This window comes from Neptunomonas sp., from assembly GCF_041601355.1.
Classification (GTDB): domain Bacteria; phylum Pseudomonadota; class Gammaproteobacteria; order Pseudomonadales; family Balneatricaceae; genus Neptunomonas.
In genome coordinates, this window is record NZ_JBFIIH010000011.1 from 30,258 (window position 1) to 52,959 (window position 22,702).

A 22,702-nucleotide genomic window follows, 5' to 3' on the forward strand; every position below is an offset into this window, starting at 1 on the left:
AGGAATCTACACGGAGCAAAAACTGCTCCGTGATACGCCTGTTACACTCAGGTTGAATTAAATCGTTAGAACTTTTGCCCTGGAACCCAGTTAGTACCGGCCAGAGGAACACGAGCCATCGCCGCTGATTCGACCGTCAGCGCCACAAGATCTTCCGGCTCTAAATTGCGTAAATCATTTTTACCGCAGGCACGCGCCAATGTCTGGGCTTCGAGTGTCAGTACATTAAGGTAGTTAGCTAATTTCCGACCCGCCACTACCGGATCAAGGCGTTTAGACAACTCCGGATCCTGAGTTGATATACCCGCGGGGTCTTTGCCTTCATGATAATCGTCATAAAAACCGGCAGCAGAGCCTATTTTCTTAAACTCTTCATCATACTTAGGGTGATTACAGCCCAGTGCCACCAGTGCGGCGGTACCTATAGCGACCGCATCAGCCCCTAACGCCATACATTTAGCAACGTCTGCCCCGTTACGGATACCACCAGAAACAATCAGCTGTACCTTACGGTGCATACCCATTTCCTGAAGCGCTTGTACTGCCTGAGGAATAGCCGCTAATGTCGGAATACCAACGTGCTCAATAAAAACATCCTGTGTCGCCGCTGTACCGCCTTGCATACCATCAACAACAATGACGTCTGCACCCGCTTTAACAGCAAGCTTCACATCGTAATAGGTACGTGTTGCGCCCACTTTAATGTAGATAGGTACCTGCCAATCGGTAATTTCACGTAACTCCTGAATCTTAATTGCCAGATCATCCGGGCCGGTCCAGTCAGGGTGACGACACGCCGAACGCTGATCAACACCCATAGGCAAGGTACGCATTTTAGCAACGCGGTCAGTGATTTTCTGACCGAGTAACATACCACCTCCGCCAGGTTTAGCGCCCTGCCCCAATACCACTTCAATGGCATCCGCTTTGCGCAGATCATCAGGGTTCATTCCGTAACGCGACGGTAAATACTGATACACAAGCTTAGTCGACTGTCCACGCTCTTCCGGTGTCATACCTCCGTCGCCCGTTGTTGTGGATGTCCCCATGATTGAGGCACCACGGCCAAGGGCTTCTTTTGCATTGGCTGACAGTGCACCAAAACTCATTCCGGCAATGGTAACCGGGATATCCAGTACAATCGGCTTTTTAGCGTAGCGGGTACCCAGAGTAACCGAGGTATTGCATTTCTCACGGTAACCTTCCAGTGGATAACGCGACATACTCGCGCCTAAAAACAGAAGGTCATCAAAATGTGGCAATTTGCGTTTAGCACCGAAACCGCGAATATCATAAATACCGGTATCTGCAGCACGACGGATTTCATTCATAGTGGTTCGGTCAAACGTGGCTGACTCGCGCAGGCCGTCTGTTACTTTAATATCTTCACTCATTATTCTTTCCTCTCTGGCTTCGGCCTAGTAAGCAGATGCGTTATCAACTTTGAAGTTATATAACTGGCGCGCAGAACCGTAACGTGTAAATGCGCTTGGATCCTCATCCACCCCTGCGCGGTTTAACAACGCTGCCAGCTCATCAATATGCTCATCACGCATCTCTTTCGCGATACAATCTGCGCCTAACGATTTCACCGTGCCTTTGACATAAATATGTGTTTCATACAGGGAGTCACCTAATGCATCACCGGCATTACCACAGACCACCAAAGCACCTGCCTGACCCATAAAACAACTCATGTGACCAATATCACCTTTAACGACGATATCTGCACCTTTCATGGAAATGCCGCAGCGCGCACCGGCATTTCCTTCAATCACTAATAAACCACCATGCGCTGTTGCACCCGCTGCCTGAGAAGCATCGCCTTTAACTCTGACCATGCCAGACATCATGTTTTCAGCCACACCCTGACCAACATTGCCGTGTATAGTGATATGCGCTTTTTTGTTCATTCCTGCGCAGTAATAACCAGCATGACCTTTAATATCTACCGAGATGCTCTGGTCAAGGCCGCACGCAATGTTGTGCTGCCCTTTAGGGTCAAGAACTTCCCACTCTCGTTCGGTACATTCAACAGCCTGGTCATGCAGCGCCTGGTTCAATTCACGTACTGTCTGTTTTTCTAAGTTAATTGTTTTCATAATCCGCTCCATTAACCGCGCTTATCGTCGCTACTGCGTTCCCAGATATAAATCGTAGAAGGTTCAGGCTCCCAGACCCTGGCATTCTCAATACCGGGCAAGGTTGTCAATGCCTGATACTCAGACGCCATGGCAACATAATCATCGGTTTCTGCCATCACCGCCGGTTTACAGGCAATCGGATCACGTACGACTGCAAACCCGTCGCGTGTTCCGATCGTAAACGTGAAGAACCCATCCAGATCTTTTAATGCATTTTCCAAGGCTTCGGTTAACGTGTCACCCTGCTGCAAACGATAAGTCAGATAGCCTGCGGCAACTTCGGAATCATTGTCAGTTTCAAATTCCACCCCTGCGCGTTTCAGCTTTTCCCGCAAGCGGTTGTGATTAGACAAGGAGCCGTTATGCACCAGACATAAATCCATTCCCGTTGAGAAAGGATGGCTCCCTTCCATCGTTACGGCCGATTCCGTTGCCATACGCGTATGGCCGATGATGTGACTACCTTTCATACCACGCAGATTAAATGTATCGGCGATTTCCGCAGGCAAACCCACTTCCTTCAGAATTTCAATCGACTGGCCAGCACTCAGAATAAGCACATCGCCGGCATGTTCAGCCAGATACGCTTCTGCTATTGCATCTGTGGTGTGCAATTTAAAGACGGCTACTTTAGCGTTCTGAAACCATTCAACGCCGATATCCAATTCATCCTGGATTTTCTCGGCCAATGCCTTCCAGTCATAACTTTTTTCAGGATGACGTAATGTCAACTTGACCCAATCTTCAGCGACTTCGTCACCATAAATTGCAAATCCAGCGCTATCCGGGCCACGGTCAGTCATCGCAATCAGCATGGGCGTAAATAATTCTCCGATCTGACTTTCCAATGCTGGGTTTTTCAAATATAAACCAACAATTCCACACATAAATAACGTCCTCTATACTCTTTTAACGTAAGCCAACGGGCATCAGAAAAATTCTGCGTATTGTTTTAATTCCCAGTCAGATACATGACGGCTGTAATCGACCCACTCATTGCGTTTAACTTTTATAAACTCACTCACAATCTCTTCGCCTAATAACTCAACAAAAATCTTGTCTGCCTCAAGCGCATCCAATGCTTCATTTAGGTTCTGAGGCAAAATATCGATACCCTGCTCTTTAAGTTCGTCGTCAGTAAGGGCATAAAGATTGACGTTTTTCGGCTCACCGGGATCAAGTTCACGTTCGATTCCATCCAGCCCCGCTGCGATCAATGCAGCATGCACCAGATAAGGGTTACAGCTGGAGTCCGGTAAGCGGAATTCAAGCCGTCCATAAGGAATTCGTACCATCGCAGAACGATTGTTATCACCGTAAGCAATGTAAGCAGGAGCCCAGGTTGCACCGGAAGCAGAACCTCCCACAACGAGGCGTTTATAGGAGTTCACGGTAGGTGCAGCAAAAGCACAGAGAGCTTTGGCGTGATGCAGCAGGCCTGCCGTAAAGTGATAAGCCATTTTTGACAGCCCCATGCCATTCACATCGCTGTCATCATTGAAGAGGTTTTTTCCGGCTTTATCGGTAATGGAAAGATGAAAATGCATGCCGTTACCCGCAGACTTCGCCGATGGCTTTGGCATAAAAGAGCACACCATATCCATATCGTTGGCAATTTCACCGGCCGCCATACGAACAAAAGTAAAACGGTCTGCCGACTCTAATGCTTCGCCGTAGGTATAGTTAATTTCAAACTGACCGTTCGCATCTTCGTGGTCTATCTGATAAACATCGAAGTCAACTTTTTGCAGAGATTCAACTAATGTTTCCAGAAACTCACGTGAACGAGACAAACCTTTATAGTCATAGCAAGGTTTGGCCAGCACATCACTATCATCCACCGGCGTTAAGTCACCTTCAACAGTACGTTTAAACAAAGAGAACTCAGGTTCTAATCCAGTGTTTAATGCCCAACCTTTATCAGCCAACAGTTTGAGCTGGCGCTTCAGAACCACACGGCTATCGTAAGGATGCGGTTCTCCGTTGACATAACCATCACACACAACACGCGCATATCCGGGCTGCCACGGAACAATAGAAAGTGTTTCCAGGTCCCCACGTGCTAAAAAGTCGGGACCATGAGGCTCCATACCCAATCCGCAGACTGCAAACCCGGCAAAGCCTGCTCCTTTTTCTACGACATCCATTAGACAATTCACAGGGACAGACTTGGTTTTTGCAACACCGTGAATATCTACGAATTGCGCGAGAATATACTTGATGTTGTTATCACTGAGAAATGCAGCTATTTCTGGTGGCATTTGTTGCTCTCCTTAAAGTTCATCGAATAAGTGCCAAATTTAAAAAACACTCATCAATATTTCTTTTCAGTAAAATTATTTACTTTAAGAGAAAGCAAACCGTGTGCCACTTTGTTTCCCGACAGGAATATTATTTTCTTTTAAGTGTAAGTCATTGATATTTATACGGCTGGTAAATAATATTTCTTTATGGGAATATTTAATGACCAGAATATATAAATCAGATCCGATGATCCTTTGCATACAAATGGTGCACGCGCCCAAGAAGGAAGCAGAAAAAATGACAGATGGAAAGAATGAGAAGTTCAATCTCGACCAGTACATAGGTATGAAAGTTAAAAAAGCACGCACACAGGAAGGCCTTAAAATTACAGATGTTGCCCGGATTTCAGGAATTAGTCAGGGCATGGTCAGCAAAATTGAAAACGCACAGGTCTCCACCAGCCTTGATACTCTCAGCCGCTTATGTGCCGCCATTGGCTTACCCATATCACGACTATTCAGCGATTACGATGTGCCTGATGGGGGCGCTCAATTCACAAAGTCCGGTGAAGGCTTAGAAGTAGTGCGTCGAGGAACAGAAAAGGGGCATACCTATCAACTGCTGACGTATCAACGTGGTGGAAAAAAGAGCTTCGAACCCTTTTTAGTGACAATGGATGATGTCTCAGAAGTATTCCCTACCTTTTCCCATCCGGGTGAAGAGTTTATTCATTTACTCTCTGGAAAATTAACCTACCGGCATGGAAATCATACTTACCAGATGGAAGCGGGAGACAGTCTGACTTTCGATGCTCAGATACCCCATGGGCCAGAAACGCTGGAAGAGGTACCCATAAAATTGCTTTCTATCATTAACTACAGTGATGATGAATAACCGGGATCATCTTAACGCAGACAAAATTACGCTATCTCTTGCCTGAAAAATCTGGTTTACAAGAGATAGCGATATATCAGCCTTTATATCAACCTTTTGCGGTACGCTTTTTCTTTTCAGGATCATCGAAAGGTAATGAGTGCGCAATAGCCGCTACCTGGATACTCCCTTTAACTTCAAGCCGGGCCCCCTGCACAGCATAGCCGGTATCAAAACGAGCAATGGCCATCGATTTCTGGGTTAGCCTTGAGTACATGCCACAGGTAATGACGCCAACCTGTTTCCCATCCGCCCATAAGGTGTCACCCTCACCGGCAGCCTCTGCGCCTTCAAGCAATACACCGAAAATTTTGAATCGTTCCTGCCCCTGCATTCGAAAATGCTCATTTGCACCGCGAAATTCTGTTTTATCTTTAGAGACGGTAAAATCCAATCCCAGCTCCCACAATGTATCCCCTGCGGCTTCGTTTTCGAACGGATACATCTCAGAGTTATCGTAGGGATAGAACAGTAGATAACTTTCTACCCTCAACATATCCAATGCTGTAAACGCACAGGGAATAATGCCCATTGATTTGCCTTTTTCCAGAATACTATCCCAGATAAACACTACATCAGCGGCCTTACAGAAAATCTCATATCCTCGCTCGCCGGTATAACCGGTTCGTGAAATCATGACAGGTCGATCAAACAGGCGCGTTTGCATATGGTGAAAATACGCAAGGTCGCGAATACCCGGTACATGCTCAGCAAGAAAATTAACAGCAACAGGCCCCTGCAAAGAAATGTCATGCAGGTCATCATCAAACTGAACAACGACTTGGCGTCCTTGTATCGAGCGAGTCAGCATTTCATAGCCATTGCCTGCGCCAAACACAACCATAAACGCATTAGGCCCGGTACGGTAAATGACACAGTCATCTACAAATTTACCCATTTCGTTCAAAATTGTTGCGTACACTGACTTTCCCGGATACAACTTCGAGATGTCACGCGTGGTCGCATATTCCAACAGACTTTCCGCATGAGGGCCAACGAAGTGCACTTTCTTCAAACCCGATACATCCATTAAGCCTGCTTTTGTCCGGATTGCTTCGTGAGCCAGCGACAAATCACTGTCATAGCTCCATGCTGTCCCCATCCCATTCCAGTCTTCTAACTTTGAACCTAATGCCCGATGCCTCTCTGCTAATGCAGAATAACGCCATAAAGTTGCCATATTCAGCTCCTGTATCTCACTTAAAAATTACTAATAAGAAATTAATTTTCCTTAAGGGAAAGCAAGTAGTATGCCACTGCTACCTGTCATACTTGAGTATGGCGCCCTCCTATCTCGATTGGACCCGATCAAACGTCCCTTACGGAATAGAGAATGATGGAAAATCACCACGGTATAAGGGCTCTGCTGTCATCAAAGTCATTTTGTAATAAACCCATTATTTTAAGAAATAATGGGGATGTCTTAACAATGTTAATATCTAAGGATTCCTCCCAGCACCATATTGACGCACTCAAATGTACTAACAGCGGCAACGACACTTGAAAAGCGCACCAAACAGACGCACAGCCCCTTTTTTCCCTGACCGTATCAGGCAACAGCTTTTGTATGCCTGGTGACTAGTATTAATCAGCAAAAAATAATGTGAAGATTTCTGATATTATTTCTTTTTATTTCTTTTCATTTCATAGGATTGCGACGCTATGACGACCTCGCCTATAAAAATAATTGCAGGCTATGCGCAGATTGATCAGGACGATAGTGCTTTACTCCATCAACAACGCGCACAATATCAAACTCATTTAGACGCTATCCAGCAACGTAAAATAACGCCAACGATATTAACCATCGATCCTTTATCTACCGATTGGCATAGCGATCAACAGCCTAATCACTTTCGCAGCGGCTGCGCGCCTATCATGGCGCTTAAGCAGGCTCAGCTATTAATAGAACAAGGCCATGAGGCGGTTATTATTAGTGGCGACGACCCGGTAAAGAGCGGCTATGGCCGTGAAGAACGCCACCAACTGATGTCTGTTTACGCTGATGATTATTCGATCGCACAGTTATATAACGATCTGGCTAACGCGTTTATTAAGGACAACCAGAGTAACGAACAACAGTTTTTAGCACTTGCAGATGCCCTCTTTACTAACCATATCCGTAGTCACAAGATCGCTGAGCAAGAGGGGCGTGCGCATTTTCCCGCGCCTGAATCAAAATGGTTTTCTCATGTGACGCCACTCTTTCGTGGCGTTGATTGTGCTAATCCTTTGGTAGATTTTTCAGGTCGCTTGTTATTATGCAGCGAAGCATTAGCGCAAAAAATCAATTGTCATGAGGATAGCATTGTCAATGTTGCGGGCATTGGCTTAGGGCTACTCGATATTGATGAAGTTAAGCAATTATCACTGATTGCCCGATATGAACATTTAACACAGGCTTACCAAACGGCGTGCAAGCAAGCCAATCTGGACTTAACGCCATTGATCACTGACGACAAAGTTTTAATGGAAATTTACACCTGTTACCCTGTGGTACCGCTCGCCTTCCTGATCAGTAGTGGTGTAGTCACCTCACTCGATGAAGTGCCCGGGTTTTTAGACAAGCACTTACTGACCATTACCGGTGGTATGAATCTGGCGCGCGCGCCGTGGAACAACCCTGCGCTGAATGGCTTAATTGAGATGTACCATCTACTCATCTCTGGTTCACATCAATACGGGTTAGTACATGGGAACGGCGGCATCGGTTACCGACAAGGTATTGCCATCCTAGAAGCGAACCACCGCTAATCTTACATATAAGCCCAATATCAGCTCTTGGCGCTCCTGTAACTCCCGTATCACTCCCCTATTGCACCCTTATTTTCCGTCTGACTTATCAAGCAGACGGAATACTCCAGTTCAGACTGTCAACATTTTCCCACTGCCGACGATGATCTGCAGAATAACCTTACGGAATCGCGCTTTGATATCGCTTAAGTAAAATACTCACTCTTTCTACATAGGCTCTGGTTTCAGCAAACGGAGGGATACCATTGTATTTTCTGACCGCGCCCGGGCCTGCATTATAAGCTGCCGTTGCCCGTGTTATATCTCCGCGATACAGCGCTAACAGCCCAGCAAGATATTTGGCCCCGCCTTTTATGTTTTCAGCCGCATCTAATGCATCATTAACCCCCAGCTCTTTTGCGGTTGCAGGCATCAATTGCATTAATCCCTGCGCCCCCTGGCTCGACACTGCTGCCGCATTAAAAGCAGATTCGGCATGCATTACGGCACGAATTAAAGCGGGATCCACAGCATGTTGCTTCGCGCTCTGGCTGACATAGGTTTCAAATGAGGTTAAATTTAAAGGCGTGTTGTGCCAGTTAACCGTTGATGTAGGACTACAGGCAAAGCAGGCAAACTTAAGTGTCGAAAATTGAATACCTTTGCGGGGCTTTTGGTCGGAAAAAGTAAGTACGCCGTTCGCTTCCCGGTATTTATAAATGGATTCTGTACTATTCTTTTTACCTGAATACCGTACTGTCTTGCCTTGTGACGCAGCACTTACATTGGTGTACTCAACTACGCCATCAGCACGCACGATTCTGCGAATACCTTCCGCTGCCCATACACTATCCGACAAACATAAAAGTCCGATGACGAAAGCGACACAATGAGCTTTCTTAGCCACTTTCTTAGCGATACGTTTCAAGAGCCAACCCTTTTCAAACCCAACCAAAGCAAAATAGGAATCTCAATCAAATAAACTTAATAAATGCGCCTAATTAAGAACACCTGAGAACTTCTCTTAATACCTGAGACCTTCTCCTATAAGAGTTTAGCCGATAATTTACAATTACCCAGAAATCACTTACACCTTAAGCGCTGTTTCACATTTAATCTTGCGTAAGGCGAAGTTTGAATGCACCTGCGAAATGCCTTCCAACGGGAAGACCTTGTCGTTAAGGAAGCGGTCGTAGGCTTTAATATCGGACACCATCACGCGCAGCACAAAATCAGCATTGCCGGTCACGGCATAACACTGTAATACCTCTTCGCACACCTTCATGGCGGCTTCAAATGCTTTGGTCTCATCCACGGAATGCCGCAACAATGACACCATCACCAGAACACACAACCCTTGCTCCACCGCATCTGAATCAACAAGCGCCGCATATTTACGGATCACTTTTTTGTTTTCTAATGCATTCACCCGCCGCCAGCAGGCCGCCGCTGACAAACCCACCTCATCGGCCAACTGCTGATTACTCATTCGTCCATCTTGCTGGAGGATACGCAAAATATGCCGATCAAAAGCATCCATTAATATAATCCACTATTTGTAATTTATTTTTAATAACTTAACCATTTACGAAAGAATATTCCATTTTGTTGCATTTTTACACATTAAATAGAAAGCACCTTTCTCCCAAAAACACCTAAACTGATTAAATAACAAACAATAAAAGTAGCCTCCTCATGACTAAGCCAGAACTCCCATCAGAGAAGCCGACCAATAACGCGCCTGCACTCGATAACTACGCACTTAACGACCGCTACACGCGTACGCAGGGACGTGTATTTTTAACCGGTACGCAAGCACTGGTGCGCATTCCACTGGTACAAGCCCAACTGGACAAAAAGAATGGCCTGAATACCGGTGGTTTTATTAGTGGTTATCGCGGCTCTCCTTTGGGAGGCTATGACCAGGCACTGTGGAGTGCTGAAGCATTATTAGCACAGCATCATATCGAATTTATTCCAGCGATTAATGAAGACCTCGCCGCCACACTGGTACTGGGTTCTCAACAAGTAGAAACCGACCCTGATAAAACCGTCGACGGTGTATTCTCGATCTGGTACGGAAAAGGCCCGGGTGTTGACAGAGCCGGCGATGCGCTAAAGCATGGCAATACCTATGGTAGCTCCCCTCACGGTGGCGTGTTAGTCGTTGCAGGCGATGATCACGGTTGTGTTTCTTCCTCTATGCCACATCAGTCCGACGTTGCTTTTATGGCCTGGTTTATGCCGACCATTAACCCGGCAAGCATTGCAGAGTATGAAGAGTTTGGCTTATGGGGATATGCGTTATCTCGCTTTTCAGGGATGTGGGTAGGCTTTAAAGCGATCTCTGAAACGGTCGAAAGCGCCTCTAGTGTAGAACTCAAACCCTTACCCACTTTCAAAATACCAAACGACTTCACAGCTCCCGCCGAAGGTCTGCATTATCGCTGGCCTGACCTCCCCGGCCCACAGCTTGAAACACGTATTGAGCATAAACTCGCTGCTGTACAGGCGTTCGCCAGAGCCAACCCTATTGATAAGAAAATCGTCGCGGCCGCTGGTGCTAAACTGGGTATCGCCAGCACCGGCAAGGCACACCTGGACTTGTTGGAAGCGCTTGATCTGCTCGGCCTACCTGAACAAAGATTACAAGCGCTCGGCATAGAAATTTATAAAATAGGTCTGGTCTGGCCACTTGAGCGTAAAGGGATTCTCGACTTTGTGCATGGCAAGCAGGAGATTCTGGTTATCGAAGAAAAGCGAGGCATTATCGAGAGCCAGATAAAGGAGGCGATGTCAGAACCCGACCGCCCCGGCGAAGTACTGATCACCGGCAAGCAAGATGAAAACGGCCAGCCACTCATCCCCTACGTAGGGGAGCTGAGTCCTTCTTTGCTCGCCTCTTTTCTGGCAGCGCGTTTACAACGTCTCTTCGATCTCAGTTTTACCGATGAGCTACAGCAGATCAAGGAGTCCGGTGTTACGGTTAAAGATCCGGGTGGCGTGCGTCGTATGCCCTATTTTTGTTCCGGTTGCCCACACAACCGCTCAACCAAAGTGCCTGAAGGCAGTAAAGCACTCGCCGGCATTGGCTGTCACTTTATGGCCTCATGGATGGGACGCAACACCGAGTCACTGATTCAGATGGGAGGCGAAGGCGTAAACTGGGCGAGCAAATCGCGCTTTACCGGCAACGGGCATATCTTCCAGAATCTGGGAGAAGGCACCTACTTCCACTCCGGCTCGATGGCCATTCGCCAATCGATTGCCGCAGGCTCTAACATCACCTACAAAATCCTCTTCAACGATGCGGTCGCCATGACCGGTGGTCAGCCTGTAGACGGACAAATATCGGTCCCGGCTATCGCACAACAAGTGCACTCAGAAGGCGCGAACCGCATTGCTGTGCTGAGCGATCAACCTGAAAAATATAAGGGCCATGAGGGCGAATTTCCCAAAGGTACAAGCTTTTATGACCGCGATGAACTTGATAGCGTGCAGCGTGAGTTACGAGAAATAAAAGGCGTGACGGTTCTCATTTATGATCAGACCTGCGCGGCAGAAAAACGTCGCCTGCGTAAACGTGGCCAATTTCCTGATCCGGCCAAGCGCGTTATGATTAATCACCATGTATGTGAAAGCTGTGGCGATTGTTCCGCACAGTCTAACTGCTTATCGATTGTGCCTCGTGCTACTGAAATGGGTGTTAAACGCCAGATCGACCAGTCTTCCTGTAACAAGGACTTCAGTTGTGTTAACGGTTTCTGTCCTAGTTTTGTGACCATCGAAGGCGGCCAACTGCGCAAACCCAAAGGCCTCAGCCCGGATGCTGTCACCGAGCAGCTTGCCAGAATACCCAGCCCGTTAATTCCACCACTGAGCGGGACCTATGACCTACTGGTCAGTGGTGTCGGGGGCACAGGTGTTGTTACTGTCGGCGCGTTAATCACCATGGCAGCGCATCTTGAAGGCAAAGGCTCCAGCGTGCTCGACTTTATGGGGTTCGCGCAAAAAGGTGGCGCAGTACTCAGCTATGTACGCGTAGCACCGTCACCGCAGGATATTCATCAGGTACGTACCGACCATGGCCGTGCGGATGCATTAATCGCCTGTGACATGGTGGTCGCCACCTCCGCTAAAGCGCTGGATGTACTCCGCCACAATCACACCAAAGCTGTGGTTAATCTTGCCGAAATGGCGACCGCTGACCATGTGCTTTACCGGGATGCCGATATCGAAAGTAATAAGCGTGTCAACCTACTGGCTGATGCGGTAGGCGACAGCCAGTTCTCAACACTGGACGCCAACACGCTTGCGCTTCATTTGTTGGGCGATACGGTTTTCTCAAACGTGATGATGCTGGGCTATGCCTGGCAAAAAGGACTTATTCCTATCTCTGAAACGGCACTGACTCGCGCTATCGAACTTAACGCGGTTGCGGTCGATAAAAATAAAACCGCGTTCAGCTGGGGACGCTTGGCTGCGAGCATGCCGGACTATGTTACGCAAGCAGCAAATCCGAAACCGGGTAAAGCCACGGAAACACTCGAGCAGAAAATCCAGCGTTTTGCAGATACGCTAAAAAGTTATCAGAGCCAAAAACTCGCGGACCAGTACTTACAGCACATAAAGAGTATTCGTCAACTGGATAAACAACTGAGCGAGCAACGCGGCAACGCTACAAAGAACGATAACGGTAACAATAACGATAACAACCAAGAACAACTGACCGAGGTTGTCGCAACCCAGCTGTACCGATTAATGGCGACCAAAGATGAGTATGAAGTGGCACGTTTGTATACGGATACTGATTTCCTGCTAGAGGTAGAAAATACCTTTGAAGGTGACTATAAAGTCCACTTTAACTTCGCACCACCCATTTTAGGCGGCAAAGTTGTCAATGGGCGACCTGTTAAACGACAATTTGGCCCGTGGATGTTGAAATCCTTACGAATGCTCGCCAAAATGCGTGTTATACGTCATACAATGCTGGATCCTTTCCGTTTTTCTGCTGATCGAAAACTGGATAGACAACTGCTGACCAGTTACAAACAACTCATAGCCATGTTGCAAAGCCAGACAACACAACACAACTATGATCTGGCGCTGCAGCTTGCCAACCTTCCAAAAGAGATTCGTGGCTACGGTCCTGTTCGGGAAACAGCAGCAGAGAAAGCGGCACAGCAGCACTCTGCATTATTGGCACAGTACCAACAAGCCACTCAAGGCGCAGGAGAATAGTCATGTTCGAACATCTGCACGCATTACCCGCAGACCCCATCCTAAACCTGATGGTTCAGTACCGTAAGGATAACAACCCACTAAAAGTTGACTTAGGCGTGGGTGTCTATAAAGACGAGCAAGGCCATACTGCTATCATGCAGGCTGTCACCGCAGCGGAAACACACCTGTTGGCAACAGAAACAACCAAAACCTACATCGGGCCTGCCGGTGCAGAAGGTTTCAATTACCATATCAGCCGTTTGCTGCTGGGTAATGATCACAGCGCAATCAAAGATCAGCGCATCACCGTTGCACAAACGCCTGGCGGCTGCGGCGCACTGCGCATGGCCGCTGAGTTCATGGCTAAATGCTCGCCGGATACAACCGTCTGGGTGAGTGATCCAACATGGGCAAACCATATACCTCTGCTAAAAGGTGCCCGATTAAATATTACGGAATATCCTTATTACGATGGTGAGACAAAAGGGATCCGTTTTGATGGCATGTGCAGCGCGCTCGAATCGGCCAAGGCTGGCGATGTCGTATTATTACACGGCTGCTGCCATAACCCGAGTGGTGCTGACCTTTCAAAAGCACAATGGGATGTTATCACTGAGTTGCTGATCCGTAAAAACCTGATTCCGTTTGTCGATATCGCTTATCAGGGCTTAGGAGATGGTTTGGCTGAAGACGCTTATGGGGTTCGCCTGCTGGCTGATAAAGCCCCCGAAATGCTGATCGCCAGCTCCTGCTCTAAAAACTTTGGCCTGTATCGTGAAAGAACCGGTTCAGTGATCATTATTTCACCTAACCAGCAACAAGCCAACGTCACCGCCAGTAACCTGTTCAGTATCATTCGTGGCCACTACTCGATGCCGCCGGCACATGGGGCTGCCATTGTTGAAACTATTCTGGGTAATGCAGAGCTGACTAAAAGCTGGGATAACGAACTCACAGTGATGCGTAACCGTATCCTGCAATTACGTCATCAACTGGCTCAGGAGATTGCGGCAACAGGCTGCTCGCAAGACTTTAACTTCATACCCCGGCAAAAAGGGATGTTCTCTTTCTTAGGGATAAACAAAGAGCAGGTGGCTCGCCTGCGTGATGAGCATGCCATCTATATGGTGGACTCCAGCCGGATCAATATTGCCGGCTTATCCTCTACGAATCTAGGTTATGTAGCACAATCGTTAAGTAAGGTCCTGAAAGGCTAAGTCTCACAATTCTGCCATAGCACAAGCATTGATCAGCCAATAGTAAGCTGAGCAATGCTTGTGCTTGCGACAAAATTATTGAATAGCGATTGACCCATAACTAGGTTCGGTTTGCGCTTGAAATAACGCCGTTGCCGAGCGGACAGCTGGGATGACAACTTCTTGATCGATAAGGGGCTGACGAAGCCGATTAGTGCGCGTGGCATCCGACCAGGTACCTTTACGCTCATCCCGTGGCGAAATGCCGATATGCTTTCGATAGCAACGGCTAAAGTGGGGCGTAGACACAAAACCACATGCCGTTGAAATTTCAACAATCGACAAGCTCGACTGCTTCAGCAGTTGCCTGGCACGGTCTAAACGCAGTTTCAAATAATATCGTGATGGCGAACATTCCAGATGTTTTAAAAACATCCTTTCAAGCTGACGTCGGGAAACCGCTACGAAACTTGCCAGCTCATCCAATTCAAATGGCTCTTCAAGATTGGCTTCCATTAATTCAATAATATCGACCAACTTCGGCACCGGCTGACCATGAGTATGCATCTGACGCAACGAAACACGCTGCTGATCAAATTCGCCCCGTACCCGGTCACAGATAAACATATCAGACACCGCACCGGATAACTTGCCACCATACTTTAATGTAATGTAGTTGAGAAACATGTCCATGGCGGTTGTCCCGCCAGACGATGTCATGCGGTTCTTATCGATACTATATAAACGATTATTACAACGTACTTTAGGGTAACGCTCCTGCATGGACGCCAAGCATTCCCAATGGATACTGCTTTCATAATTATCGAGTAAACCTGCATGCGCTAAAACATAAGCGCCTGTACAGATTCCTCCCAGCGTATAATTTTTGCGCCCCAACGCGCGTAACCAACTAACCTGACGTGGACTGAAGCTGCGGGTAATATCAACACCGCCAACCACAATGACCATGTCTAAAACCGGAGCGTTCAAAATAGAAAAATCAGGTGTAAATGAGAGTCCGTCGCTGGCCTTTACCAGGCAACCATCTTCTGAAATCAGCTGCCAACTAAATAGTTCCTCGCCGGATAACTGATTGGCCATTCGTAGCGTCTCAATGGCCGATGCCAACGCAATCATCGTGAAATTATCGAGTAACAAGAAACCAACACGTGTTAGCGTCTTGCTTTTGATCGCTGGGTTAGATGTCATACCTGAAGCCATTGTAGTGCCCTCATCGAACTCTTCTGATGCACAGAAAGAGGTCCGTTCTTAATATAATTATTAACGAAATAACTGTCAGTCCAGTTTTTTTAAAGCACCAGAAATAGCCAATATTCTGCGCACATCCCGCACGGGAGTTACTACCAATAATATCTCTCAAATGAAATTCAATGCGTCCGAAAACGACGCATATCAGGCATAGATTATCTAAAAGCGACGCATTATTTTTTATTTCATGATGTATATCAGGTTTTCCAGCCAAATGACCTGTTTTCTCATCAATCAAAACCTGAAAAAAAGGGATTCTCATCCACTTAATGTCTTAAATAGACACGTATCGGGTTATTACAGTCATGTGGCAAAACCCCGGCCAGCATAGAGTGAGCAACTGAGGCATTACTCAGCCATAAAAATAACAGGAGTGTATACATGACAAGCCACTTTGATAACCGTGGGGTTGTTTATAAAGGTCCCGGTGAAGTTGCCGTAGAATCGATCGCATTTCCAGAACTCGCCATTGGTAAAAGAAAGTGTAATCACGGCGTTATTTTACGTGTGTTAACAACCAATATCTGTGGTTCTGACCAACACATGGTACGCGGCAGGACCACTGCTGAAGCCGGCTTAGTCCTGGGCCATGAAATAACCGGACAAATTATTGAGTGCGGCTCAGATGTCGAGTTTCTTCATCCGGGTGATGTCGTCTCTGTTCCGTTCAATATCGCCTGCGGCCGTTGCCGTAACTGCAAAGAAGGCAACACGGGTATCTGTCTTAATGTTAACCCTGCCCGCCCGGGTGCTGCCTATGGTTATGTCGATATGGGTGGTTGGGTCGGAGGCCAGGCAGAATATGTCATGGTCCCCTATGCCGATTTCAATTTGCTGAAATTTCCTGATCCTGAACAAGCCATGGAAAAGATCAAAGACTTAACATTACTCTCTGACATCTTTCCAACAGGATTCCACGGCTGTGTTACCGCAGGTGTTGGCCCGGGTTCAACCGTTTATATCGCGGGTGCCGGCCCTGTCGGTCTCGCTGCGGCAGCTGCCGCCCATTTGCTGGGTGCCGCCTGCGTTATTGTTGGCGACATGGTAACAGACCGTCTCAAGCAAGCAGGAAGCTTTGGCTGCGAAACTATCGACCTACGTGAAGAAGGCGATATGGCTGATAAGCTGGAAGCCATTCTGGGAGAACGCGAAGTCGATGCCTTTGTGGATTGCGTTGGTTTTGAAGCACACGCATGTGGTTGTAACCACGGACAGGAAGCCCCTGCAACTGTACTCAACTCCGCTATGCAGATTACCCGTGCAGGCGGACAAATCGGTATTCCGGGGCTGTATGTGACAGAAGATCCGGGTGCGATGGATGATGCCGCTAAAATTGGTGCACTTAGCATGCGCTTTGGTTTGGGCTGGGCTAAATCTCATTCTTTTCATACCGGCCAATGCCCGGTTATGAAATATCATCGCCCGTTAATGCAAGCCATTCTTTTTGACAAAGTCAAAATTGCTGATGCCGTTAACGTCCAGATGATTACACTGGATCAGGCGCCCGAAGGCTATGCTGACTTTGATGGTGGCGCGGCGAAGAAGTATGTGATTGATCCACATAATAGCGTTAAATCCTGACAGGGCTGCAGACAGAGAAAGAGAGCAAAACCAGGCCAAGATTACCGGCAATAGAAGGCTAAGCTAGCCAGATAAAACGCATCTTCACAAGGGGTGCGTTTTTTTATTCAAAAACAGAAAAAGTCCACGTTAACCGACAAGCTTTACGCAGCAAACTTATCTCAGCTATATCTCAGTTATCGCCACAACTCAGCAACCGGTGTATCCGGGGAATATAGGTAGGCGACCTGCGCCTGCAGCAATTCGGCCGTGGCAACCGCATCCGTTAGGGCTTCATGCTGTTTGTAAAAGGGTAAACTGTATCGGGCACGGCTGTCAGAAAGGCGGATGGATAACGGCTTACGTCCGAACCAACGACAGACCAATGCTTTAACCCCCTTACGATGTAAACGGGCTTCCAGATCCATCGTATCCACAATCGGAAAACAGATCCCCTCTCCCAGCCTGACTTTTAGCGCGGCATGAAGAAACTCTCGTTCGATGTAACGGTAATGGACAACCACGACACGTCCGGCAAGCGCTGCCAATAACGGCTCCAATACGCGCATCAAATCCGGTGCATTGTTAATAGCCGAGTGAGTAATTCCATGAATAATGACTGACTCTGTTGCCAGCTGCTGGCGAGGATTCAAAATCCATTGCTTAGCGTCTTTACAGTAAATACGATGCAGCGTAAAAGGTACCAAACCGATACTCACAATATCGTCTTTATCAGCATTCAGACCCGTGGTTTCAAAATCCAACGCAACAAAAGACACCTCTTTTAATGGCGTATCCGCCGCCACCGCGCCCTGCTCATAAAATGCCCGTATGCGAGTATCTTTGGCCGTTAACGCTTGCTCCTTAATCCTCTGTGACCAGTCTATAGTGTGCTTTTCTCTGCTGTTGACGCGCGTCATTCTCAACCGCCTCAATAGGGATAACGAAATTTGAGAAAGCGCTGGCTATTACTCAGCACCTGAAAAGCATCTTTGAGGTTTCGCCGTTCAAAGTCAGACAAGTGTTCCGGCTCAATATTATTATCTGCCATGCGCCCGGCTTCGATATTAATAGCTTGATGGCGGATTCTGACCATCGATATAAACTCCAGCGCATCTTTCAAGTCTGAAACACGCCCTTCAGGAATAATTTTGCTTTTAATAATATCATCCAGCCTTTCAAAAGAGTTCCTGGCTCTGGAGCCCACTGCCAGTGCATGTACCCGGATAAGGTCGGCTAAGGGTGCTGTGCCACGGCGTTTCAGATTAATCGATTTACGGTGCTGACCATCCTGCTCCATCACAAAGTTTTTAAAGAAACCCAACGGAGGTGTTCGGCTCAATGCATTGCGGGCCAGACTGGCTAAGAAACGTGGTTCATGAGAAGCTTTTTGAGCAACAAAAAAGTTCAGCTGCTCAGCCCAGTGAGTTTGGCCCCAGACGCCCTCCAAATCAAAAAAGATCGAGCAGTTCAACAAGGCTTCCGGAAGCGGGTTATCAATCCAGTCAGCAAAACACACTTCCCATTGATTTCGGGTTTTTCGCCAACGAGGATTTGTCGCCATAATCCCACCGCTACAGTAACTGAAACCGCAGGCCGCCAAGCCATCGCAGACGAAATGTGCCAACGCCTCAAAATACTCAGCATGCAGCTGCGGATCATACTGATTATCCAGAATCAGTGCGTTATCCTGATCAGTGATGATCAACTGCTCATCCCGCGCCATTGAGCCTAATGCCAGAAAGCAGTAAGGCAAGGGCGGTGGCCCTAAATGCTCCTCAGCCAATTCCAATAATCGCTGCTTAAAACTACGTCCTATCACCGACATCGCACTACCAATCATATGCGAGTTAGCATCTTCATTAACCAGGCGCACAAAGCAGGAAGAGATCTCTTTAGAGATAAGCTTAAGCTCTTCGACACTGTTCTGGCGAAATACCGTACCCACCATATACAAACTGCTTTGCGACTCATAACGGACAATGTCAGAGATAGCAATAACACCCACCGGACGACCTTTATCCAGTATCGGCAGATGGTGCAAGTTATAGCGAAGCATACTCAGCATCGCCTCAAACGCATAAGCATCTACATCAAGTGTTACCAGATCGGTTGACATCACCTGATCGATGCTGGCGTCTAAGGGGTATCCCGTTGATACTACCCTCGTGCGCAGATCCCTATCCGTAATAATACCCACCATCTGCTGCTCCCTCTCCCCCTCCTGACTTTCAGCAGTCATGGAAGAGAGGGGTGAAGAGAGCGGTGAAGAGAGGGCTGAAGAAAGCGCTGGCGAAGCGGCATTAACGATCAACAAAGAAGAGACACCTTCCTCCGTCATCTTCTCTGCTGCTTGACGAATCGTTGCAGTATTTAAAATGCTAACCGGCTCACGAGAGATCAACATAGTCGCCTTGGAGACCATTAAGCTATTCGCGTTTTTATCCGAAGCGGCATGCTGCAAGTTTGAGTGATCATCCATTTCGACAAAATAAGCAAACGCCTCAAACTCGTCACATAACGAAATAAATACTGATTCAGGAATGAAGTAGATCAGAGAGTCTTCCAGCGCTTTAACCGGCAAACGGATAAGGTTGTTCATCAGTAAGCCCATCTGGCCGAACAACCCACCCGCACTGAGTCGATTATACAGATCACCGTTACGTCGATAGATTTCAACTGAACCACTACGAATAATGCACAAATCGTGCACTTCATCACCAAAATTAAAAATATTACTTTCGGCCCGGTAGTAAGCTATTTCAACCTGCTGGGCAATACTGTTAATCGTCTCTTGCGGTAACCCGCTAAAGGGCTGAAACTGGCTCAGAAATCCAGCAACCTCTATATGCTCTGCTTCCATTATGTTCTCTATAAACGCAGCCGGTTGAGTCGGGTCTTTGTATCATCACCTAACTAAAATCACTGACTATGAAAGACTAAAATGCATGATTAAAAATCCACTACTACATCACCTTTAGGCACACTACAGCATGACAAAACATACCCGGCGATAACATCCTCATCCGTAATACCTCCGTTATGCTCCATGGTCACCTCACCGGTTTTTACTAACACTTTACACGTCCCACAAATCCCCATACCGCACGCTTTAGGAATATGCAGATCCAGCTTAGCCGCTGCTGCATGCACTGTTTCTCCTGGCGCAATTTGTATACTTTTGCCGGTAGAGGCAAATTCAACACGCACCATATCCGCCTGCACCAGTGCGTCAATCTCTTCCTGCGCAATCTCTGCCTGCTCTATGGCATCCTCTTTAACATCAACGGGGGTCGCCCCGAACGACTCTTCATGATAACGCCTCATATCAAAGCCATTGCTTTCCAGTAATGCCTTTATCGCCTTCATGTAGGGTGTTGGCCCGCAACAAAAAATCTCACGTTGCATAAAATCCGGTGCCATCATGCTTAATTTTGCCTGATCCAGATAACCCCGATAACCGCTCCACGCCTGGCCACGTTCGACTCTTTCACAAATGACATGCAGCGTGAAATTTACAATCCTGGAAGCCATGTGCTCCAGCTCACGCTGAAACACGATATCTTTAGCCGTACGGGCACTGTGCACAAACGCCATATCCACATCAGCGTTGGTATCGAAATACCAGCGTGCCATCGACATTACCGGTGTAATACCTACGCCGCCCGAAAGAAACAACACTTTATCTGCCGGAAAGTCGATACAATTAAACTGCCCAACCGGCCCATGCACTGCTAATTCATGCCCTTCCTCTAAGTTGTCATGCAACCAGTTCGATACCAGTCCACCCGGCGCGCGTTTAACGCTGATAGAAAAACTGTAAGGAACAGACGGTGCACTGGAAATCGTATAAGAACGCATCACCTGGCGACCTTCGACTTCCAGTTCAAGCGTGACAAACTGCCCGGGTTTAAAAAAGAACATGACCGGCTGTTCTGCCATAAAACAGAATGTTCTTACATCCCAGGTTTCATCGATCACCTTGACACAACGCACATTGTGACGACCATTCACCCAAGTTTGTGTATTAACCGGTATGAATGCATCGGTATTCACCGCTACCGCTGCTGGATTTGCCATCGTTTTTCTCTCTATTATTCTTCGCATGAATGGAACTCGATGTATGCATTCTCATGCTTCCTTCCAATACTCATTTAGCCAATAGCGACAAAAACTTGCTTATAGCGACATATATCGGATTTCACTGCGGCCTGAGGTCGATTTATAGATGCTTTCATGTCGTAAATGGTCAAACTACGCGTCCGCCAATATAAGACGATTAACGCATCACCCATGCCGCTACGAATGGCAGGGATACTGTGCCAAACGGGCTAAAAATTTACGCACACTCTGGTGCTATCGAGGATAAGAACAAATGAACCAGAACGATCTGCTTAATATCACCAGCGCCACTTACGCTGATGCACGGCAGGAAATGGAACAACTGTTGGAAGCGCGTGCGCCTAACTACTCACTTCCACAGCCGTTGTATAATGACCCACAGATGTTCCGCGTAGATATGGAGGAGGTTTTTCAAAAAGAGTGGCTGTTTGTCGGCATGAGCAGTGAAGTGCCTTCAAAAGGCGATTACATCACGCTAGAAATCGGCCAGAATCCGGTACTGATCGTGCGTGACGCAGAAGGTAACATCAACGCATTCCACAATACCTGCCGCCACCGCGGTTCACGAATTTGCACCAAGCAGCGTGGCAAAGCCGCTAATCTGGTGTGCCCCTACCATACATGGACCTATGATCTGAAAGGCAACCTGCTCTTCGCCGGCTCAGATATGGGTGAAAGCTTTGACATGAAACAGAACGGTCTGAAAAAAGCCCTGTGTAAAACGGCAGGCGGCTTCATTTTTATCAGCCTTGCCGCCGAAGAGCCTCAAGGCGATTTTGACGAGTTCCTCGCCACGCTGGATGAGTACATGGAACCGTACGATGTTGAAAACACCAAGTTAGCGGTGGAGTCCAACATGTATGAAAAAGCCAACTGGAAGCTCGTTTTAGAAAACAACCGTGAATGCTACCATTGCGCCGCTAACCATCCGGAACTGCTCAACAGCTTACTGGAATGGGATGACACCAACGACCCACGCGCCCCGCAAGACTTCGTAGACCACTACAACACGCAAGCGGCAGAGTGGGATGCAGAAGGTATTCCGCATGAGCACCGCAGCTATGGTCCCGGCAAACGTAACCGTATCGTCCGCATGCCGCTAAAAAAAGGCACGCAGGCCATGACAATGGATGGCTCTGAAGGCAGTAAAAAACTGCTTGGCCGCATCAAAAACCCTAAGCTTGGTTCCATGCGTATTCTGCATCTGCCAAATTCCTGGAATCACATGCAAAGCGACCACTTTGTTGTGTTTCGCGTGCTGCCAATCTCTGCCCAGGA

The 22,702-nt window shown here is 47.5% G+C and carries 17 protein-coding genes; 6 read left to right on the forward strand and 11 right to left on the reverse strand.

Going from position 1 to position 22,702, the window contains the following annotated elements:
* Positions 1 to 65 precede the first annotated feature (65 nt).
* From ABY436_RS03335 to glnT, 4 genes are read right to left on the reverse strand one after another with little or no spacing between them, the layout of a single operon-like run.
* Positions 66 to 1,394: an FMN-binding glutamate synthase family protein gene (locus ABY436_RS03335; protein ID WP_090726433.1), complete on the reverse strand. Its 1,329-nt coding sequence runs from the start codon at positions 1,392 to 1,394 to the stop codon at positions 66 to 68.
* A 24-nt stretch (positions 1,395 to 1,418) separates the two neighbouring features.
* Complete coding sequence (locus ABY436_RS03340; RefSeq protein ID WP_372737612.1) at positions 1,419 to 2,102, reverse strand: protein glxC; 684 nt, start codon at positions 2,100 to 2,102, stop codon at positions 1,419 to 1,421.
* Positions 2,103 to 2,113: 11 nt separating this feature from the next.
* On the reverse strand, positions 2,114 to 3,031 hold the full coding sequence (locus tag ABY436_RS03345; RefSeq protein WP_372737613.1) for a glutamine amidotransferase family protein: 918 nt from the start codon (positions 3,029 to 3,031) through the stop codon (positions 2,114 to 2,116).
* 42 nt (positions 3,032 to 3,073) lie between these two features.
* The gene (glnT, locus tag ABY436_RS03350; RefSeq protein ID WP_372737614.1) at positions 3,074 to 4,405 is read right to left on the reverse strand and encodes a type III glutamate--ammonia ligase; all 1,332 of its coding nucleotides are present in this window, start codon (positions 4,403 to 4,405) and stop codon (positions 3,074 to 3,076) included.
* A gap of 280 nt (positions 4,406 to 4,685) precedes the next feature.
* Here glnT and ABY436_RS03355 point away from each other — a divergent pair, with 280 nt between their 5' ends.
* Entirely contained in the window at positions 4,686 to 5,282 is a 597-nt protein-coding gene (locus tag ABY436_RS03355; RefSeq protein ID WP_372737615.1) for a helix-turn-helix domain-containing protein, read from the forward strand.
* An 88-nt stretch (positions 5,283 to 5,370) separates the two neighbouring features.
* Here ABY436_RS03355 and ABY436_RS03360 read toward each other — a convergent pair whose 3' ends face one another.
* On the reverse strand, positions 5,371 to 6,501 hold the full coding sequence (locus ABY436_RS03360; protein ID WP_372737616.1) for an aminomethyltransferase family protein: 1,131 nt from the start codon (positions 6,499 to 6,501) through the stop codon (positions 5,371 to 5,373).
* Positions 6,502 to 6,983: 482 nt separating this feature from the next.
* On the opposite strand from ABY436_RS03360, the gene ABY436_RS03365 reads away from it, so the two are divergent.
* Positions 6,984 to 8,075, forward strand: a complete 1,092-nt coding sequence (locus ABY436_RS03365; protein WP_372737617.1) for a hypothetical protein — start codon at positions 6,984 to 6,986, stop codon at positions 8,073 to 8,075.
* A gap of 160 nt (positions 8,076 to 8,235) precedes the next feature.
* On the opposite strand, the gene ABY436_RS03370 is transcribed toward ABY436_RS03365, so the two are convergent.
* Together ABY436_RS03370 and ABY436_RS03375 are read right to left on the reverse strand one after the other, a co-directional pair.
* On the reverse strand, positions 8,236 to 8,982 hold the full coding sequence (locus ABY436_RS03370) for a lytic transglycosylase domain-containing protein (protein ID WP_372737618.1): 747 nt from the start codon (positions 8,980 to 8,982) through the stop codon (positions 8,236 to 8,238).
* Between the two features lie 159 nt (positions 8,983 to 9,141).
* Entirely contained in the window at positions 9,142 to 9,594 is a 453-nt protein-coding gene (locus tag ABY436_RS03375) for an Lrp/AsnC family transcriptional regulator (RefSeq protein ID WP_372737619.1), read from the reverse strand.
* 155 nt (positions 9,595 to 9,749) lie between these two features.
* Between ABY436_RS03375 and ABY436_RS03380 the strand changes: the two genes are divergently transcribed.
* Positions 9,750 to 13,295: an indolepyruvate ferredoxin oxidoreductase family protein gene (locus tag ABY436_RS03380; RefSeq protein WP_372737620.1), complete on the forward strand. Its 3,546-nt coding sequence runs from the start codon at positions 9,750 to 9,752 to the stop codon at positions 13,293 to 13,295.
* 2 nt (positions 13,296 to 13,297) lie between these two features.
* On the forward strand, positions 13,298 to 14,494 hold the full coding sequence (locus ABY436_RS03385; protein WP_372737621.1) for an aromatic amino acid transaminase: 1,197 nt from the start codon (positions 13,298 to 13,300) through the stop codon (positions 14,492 to 14,494).
* Positions 14,495 to 14,569: 75 nt separating this feature from the next.
* On the opposite strand, the gene ABY436_RS03390 is transcribed toward ABY436_RS03385, so the two are convergent.
* On the reverse strand, positions 14,570 to 15,682 hold the full coding sequence (locus tag ABY436_RS03390) for a GlxA family transcriptional regulator (RefSeq protein WP_372737622.1): 1,113 nt from the start codon (positions 15,680 to 15,682) through the stop codon (positions 14,570 to 14,572).
* A gap of 441 nt (positions 15,683 to 16,123) precedes the next feature.
* Here ABY436_RS03390 and fdhA point away from each other — a divergent pair, with 441 nt between their 5' ends.
* Entirely contained in the window at positions 16,124 to 17,323 is a 1,200-nt protein-coding gene (gene fdhA, locus ABY436_RS03395; protein WP_372737623.1) for a formaldehyde dehydrogenase, glutathione-independent, read from the forward strand.
* Positions 17,324 to 17,499: 176 nt separating this feature from the next.
* Here the strand turns inward: fdhA and ABY436_RS03400 are convergent, their stop codons facing one another.
* From ABY436_RS03400 to ABY436_RS03410, 3 genes are all read right to left on the reverse strand, one after another.
* Positions 17,500 to 18,222, reverse strand: coding sequence for a 3'-5' exonuclease (locus ABY436_RS03400; RefSeq protein ID WP_372737624.1), 723 nt, complete (start codon positions 18,220 to 18,222; stop codon positions 17,500 to 17,502).
* An 11-nt stretch (positions 18,223 to 18,233) separates the two neighbouring features.
* Positions 18,234 to 20,165: a putative nucleotidyltransferase substrate binding domain-containing protein gene (locus ABY436_RS03405; RefSeq protein WP_372737625.1), complete on the reverse strand. Its 1,932-nt coding sequence runs from the start codon at positions 20,163 to 20,165 to the stop codon at positions 18,234 to 18,236.
* A gap of 89 nt (positions 20,166 to 20,254) precedes the next feature.
* A complete protein-coding gene (locus ABY436_RS03410; RefSeq protein WP_372737627.1) occupies positions 20,255 to 21,358 on the reverse strand; it encodes an FAD-binding oxidoreductase in 1,104 nt (367 codons plus the stop codon).
* A 319-nt stretch (positions 21,359 to 21,677) separates the two neighbouring features.
* On the opposite strand from ABY436_RS03410, the gene ABY436_RS03415 reads away from it, so the two are divergent.
* Positions 21,678 to 22,702 (forward strand): Rieske 2Fe-2S domain-containing protein (locus ABY436_RS03415; protein ID WP_372737626.1); only part of this gene is annotated, 1,025 nt, incomplete at its 3' end.

Bases quoted from the DNA above. Each gene is read 5' to 3' on its own strand.
- ABY436_RS03385 (WP_372737621.1), top strand. From the start codon at position 13,298: ATGTTCGAACATCTGCACGCATTACCCGCAGACCCCATCCTAAACCTG.
- ABY436_RS03400 (WP_372737624.1), bottom strand. From the start codon at position 18,222: ATGACGCGCGTCAACAGCAGAGAAAAGCACACTATAGACTGGTCACAG.
- ABY436_RS03345 (WP_372737613.1), bottom strand. From the start codon at position 3,031: ATGTGTGGAATTGTTGGTTTATATTTGAAAAACCCAGCATTGGAAAGT.
- fdhA (WP_372737623.1), top strand. From the start codon at position 16,124: ATGACAAGCCACTTTGATAACCGTGGGGTTGTTTATAAAGGTCCCGGT.
- ABY436_RS03380 (WP_372737620.1), top strand. From the start codon at position 9,750: ATGACTAAGCCAGAACTCCCATCAGAGAAGCCGACCAATAACGCGCCT.
- ABY436_RS03405 (WP_372737625.1), bottom strand. From the start codon at position 20,165: ATGGAAGCAGAGCATATAGAGGTTGCTGGATTTCTGAGCCAGTTTCAG.
- ABY436_RS03340 (WP_372737612.1), bottom strand. From the start codon at position 2,102: ATGAAAACAATTAACTTAGAAAAACAGACAGTACGTGAATTGAACCAG.
- ABY436_RS03335 (WP_090726433.1), bottom strand. From the start codon at position 1,394: ATGAGTGAAGATATTAAAGTAACAGACGGCCTGCGCGAGTCAGCCACG.
- ABY436_RS03355 (WP_372737615.1), top strand. From the start codon at position 4,686: ATGACAGATGGAAAGAATGAGAAGTTCAATCTCGACCAGTACATAGGT.
- ABY436_RS03375 (WP_372737619.1), bottom strand. From the start codon at position 9,594: ATGGATGCTTTTGATCGGCATATTTTGCGTATCCTCCAGCAAGATGGA.
- ABY436_RS03390 (WP_372737622.1), bottom strand. From the start codon at position 15,682: ATGACATCTAACCCAGCGATCAAAAGCAAGACGCTAACACGTGTTGGT.
- glnT (WP_372737614.1), bottom strand. From the start codon at position 4,405: ATGCCACCAGAAATAGCTGCATTTCTCAGTGATAACAACATCAAGTAT.
- ABY436_RS03360 (WP_372737616.1), bottom strand. From the start codon at position 6,501: ATGGCAACTTTATGGCGTTATTCTGCATTAGCAGAGAGGCATCGGGCA.
- ABY436_RS03365 (WP_372737617.1), top strand. From the start codon at position 6,984: ATGACGACCTCGCCTATAAAAATAATTGCAGGCTATGCGCAGATTGAT.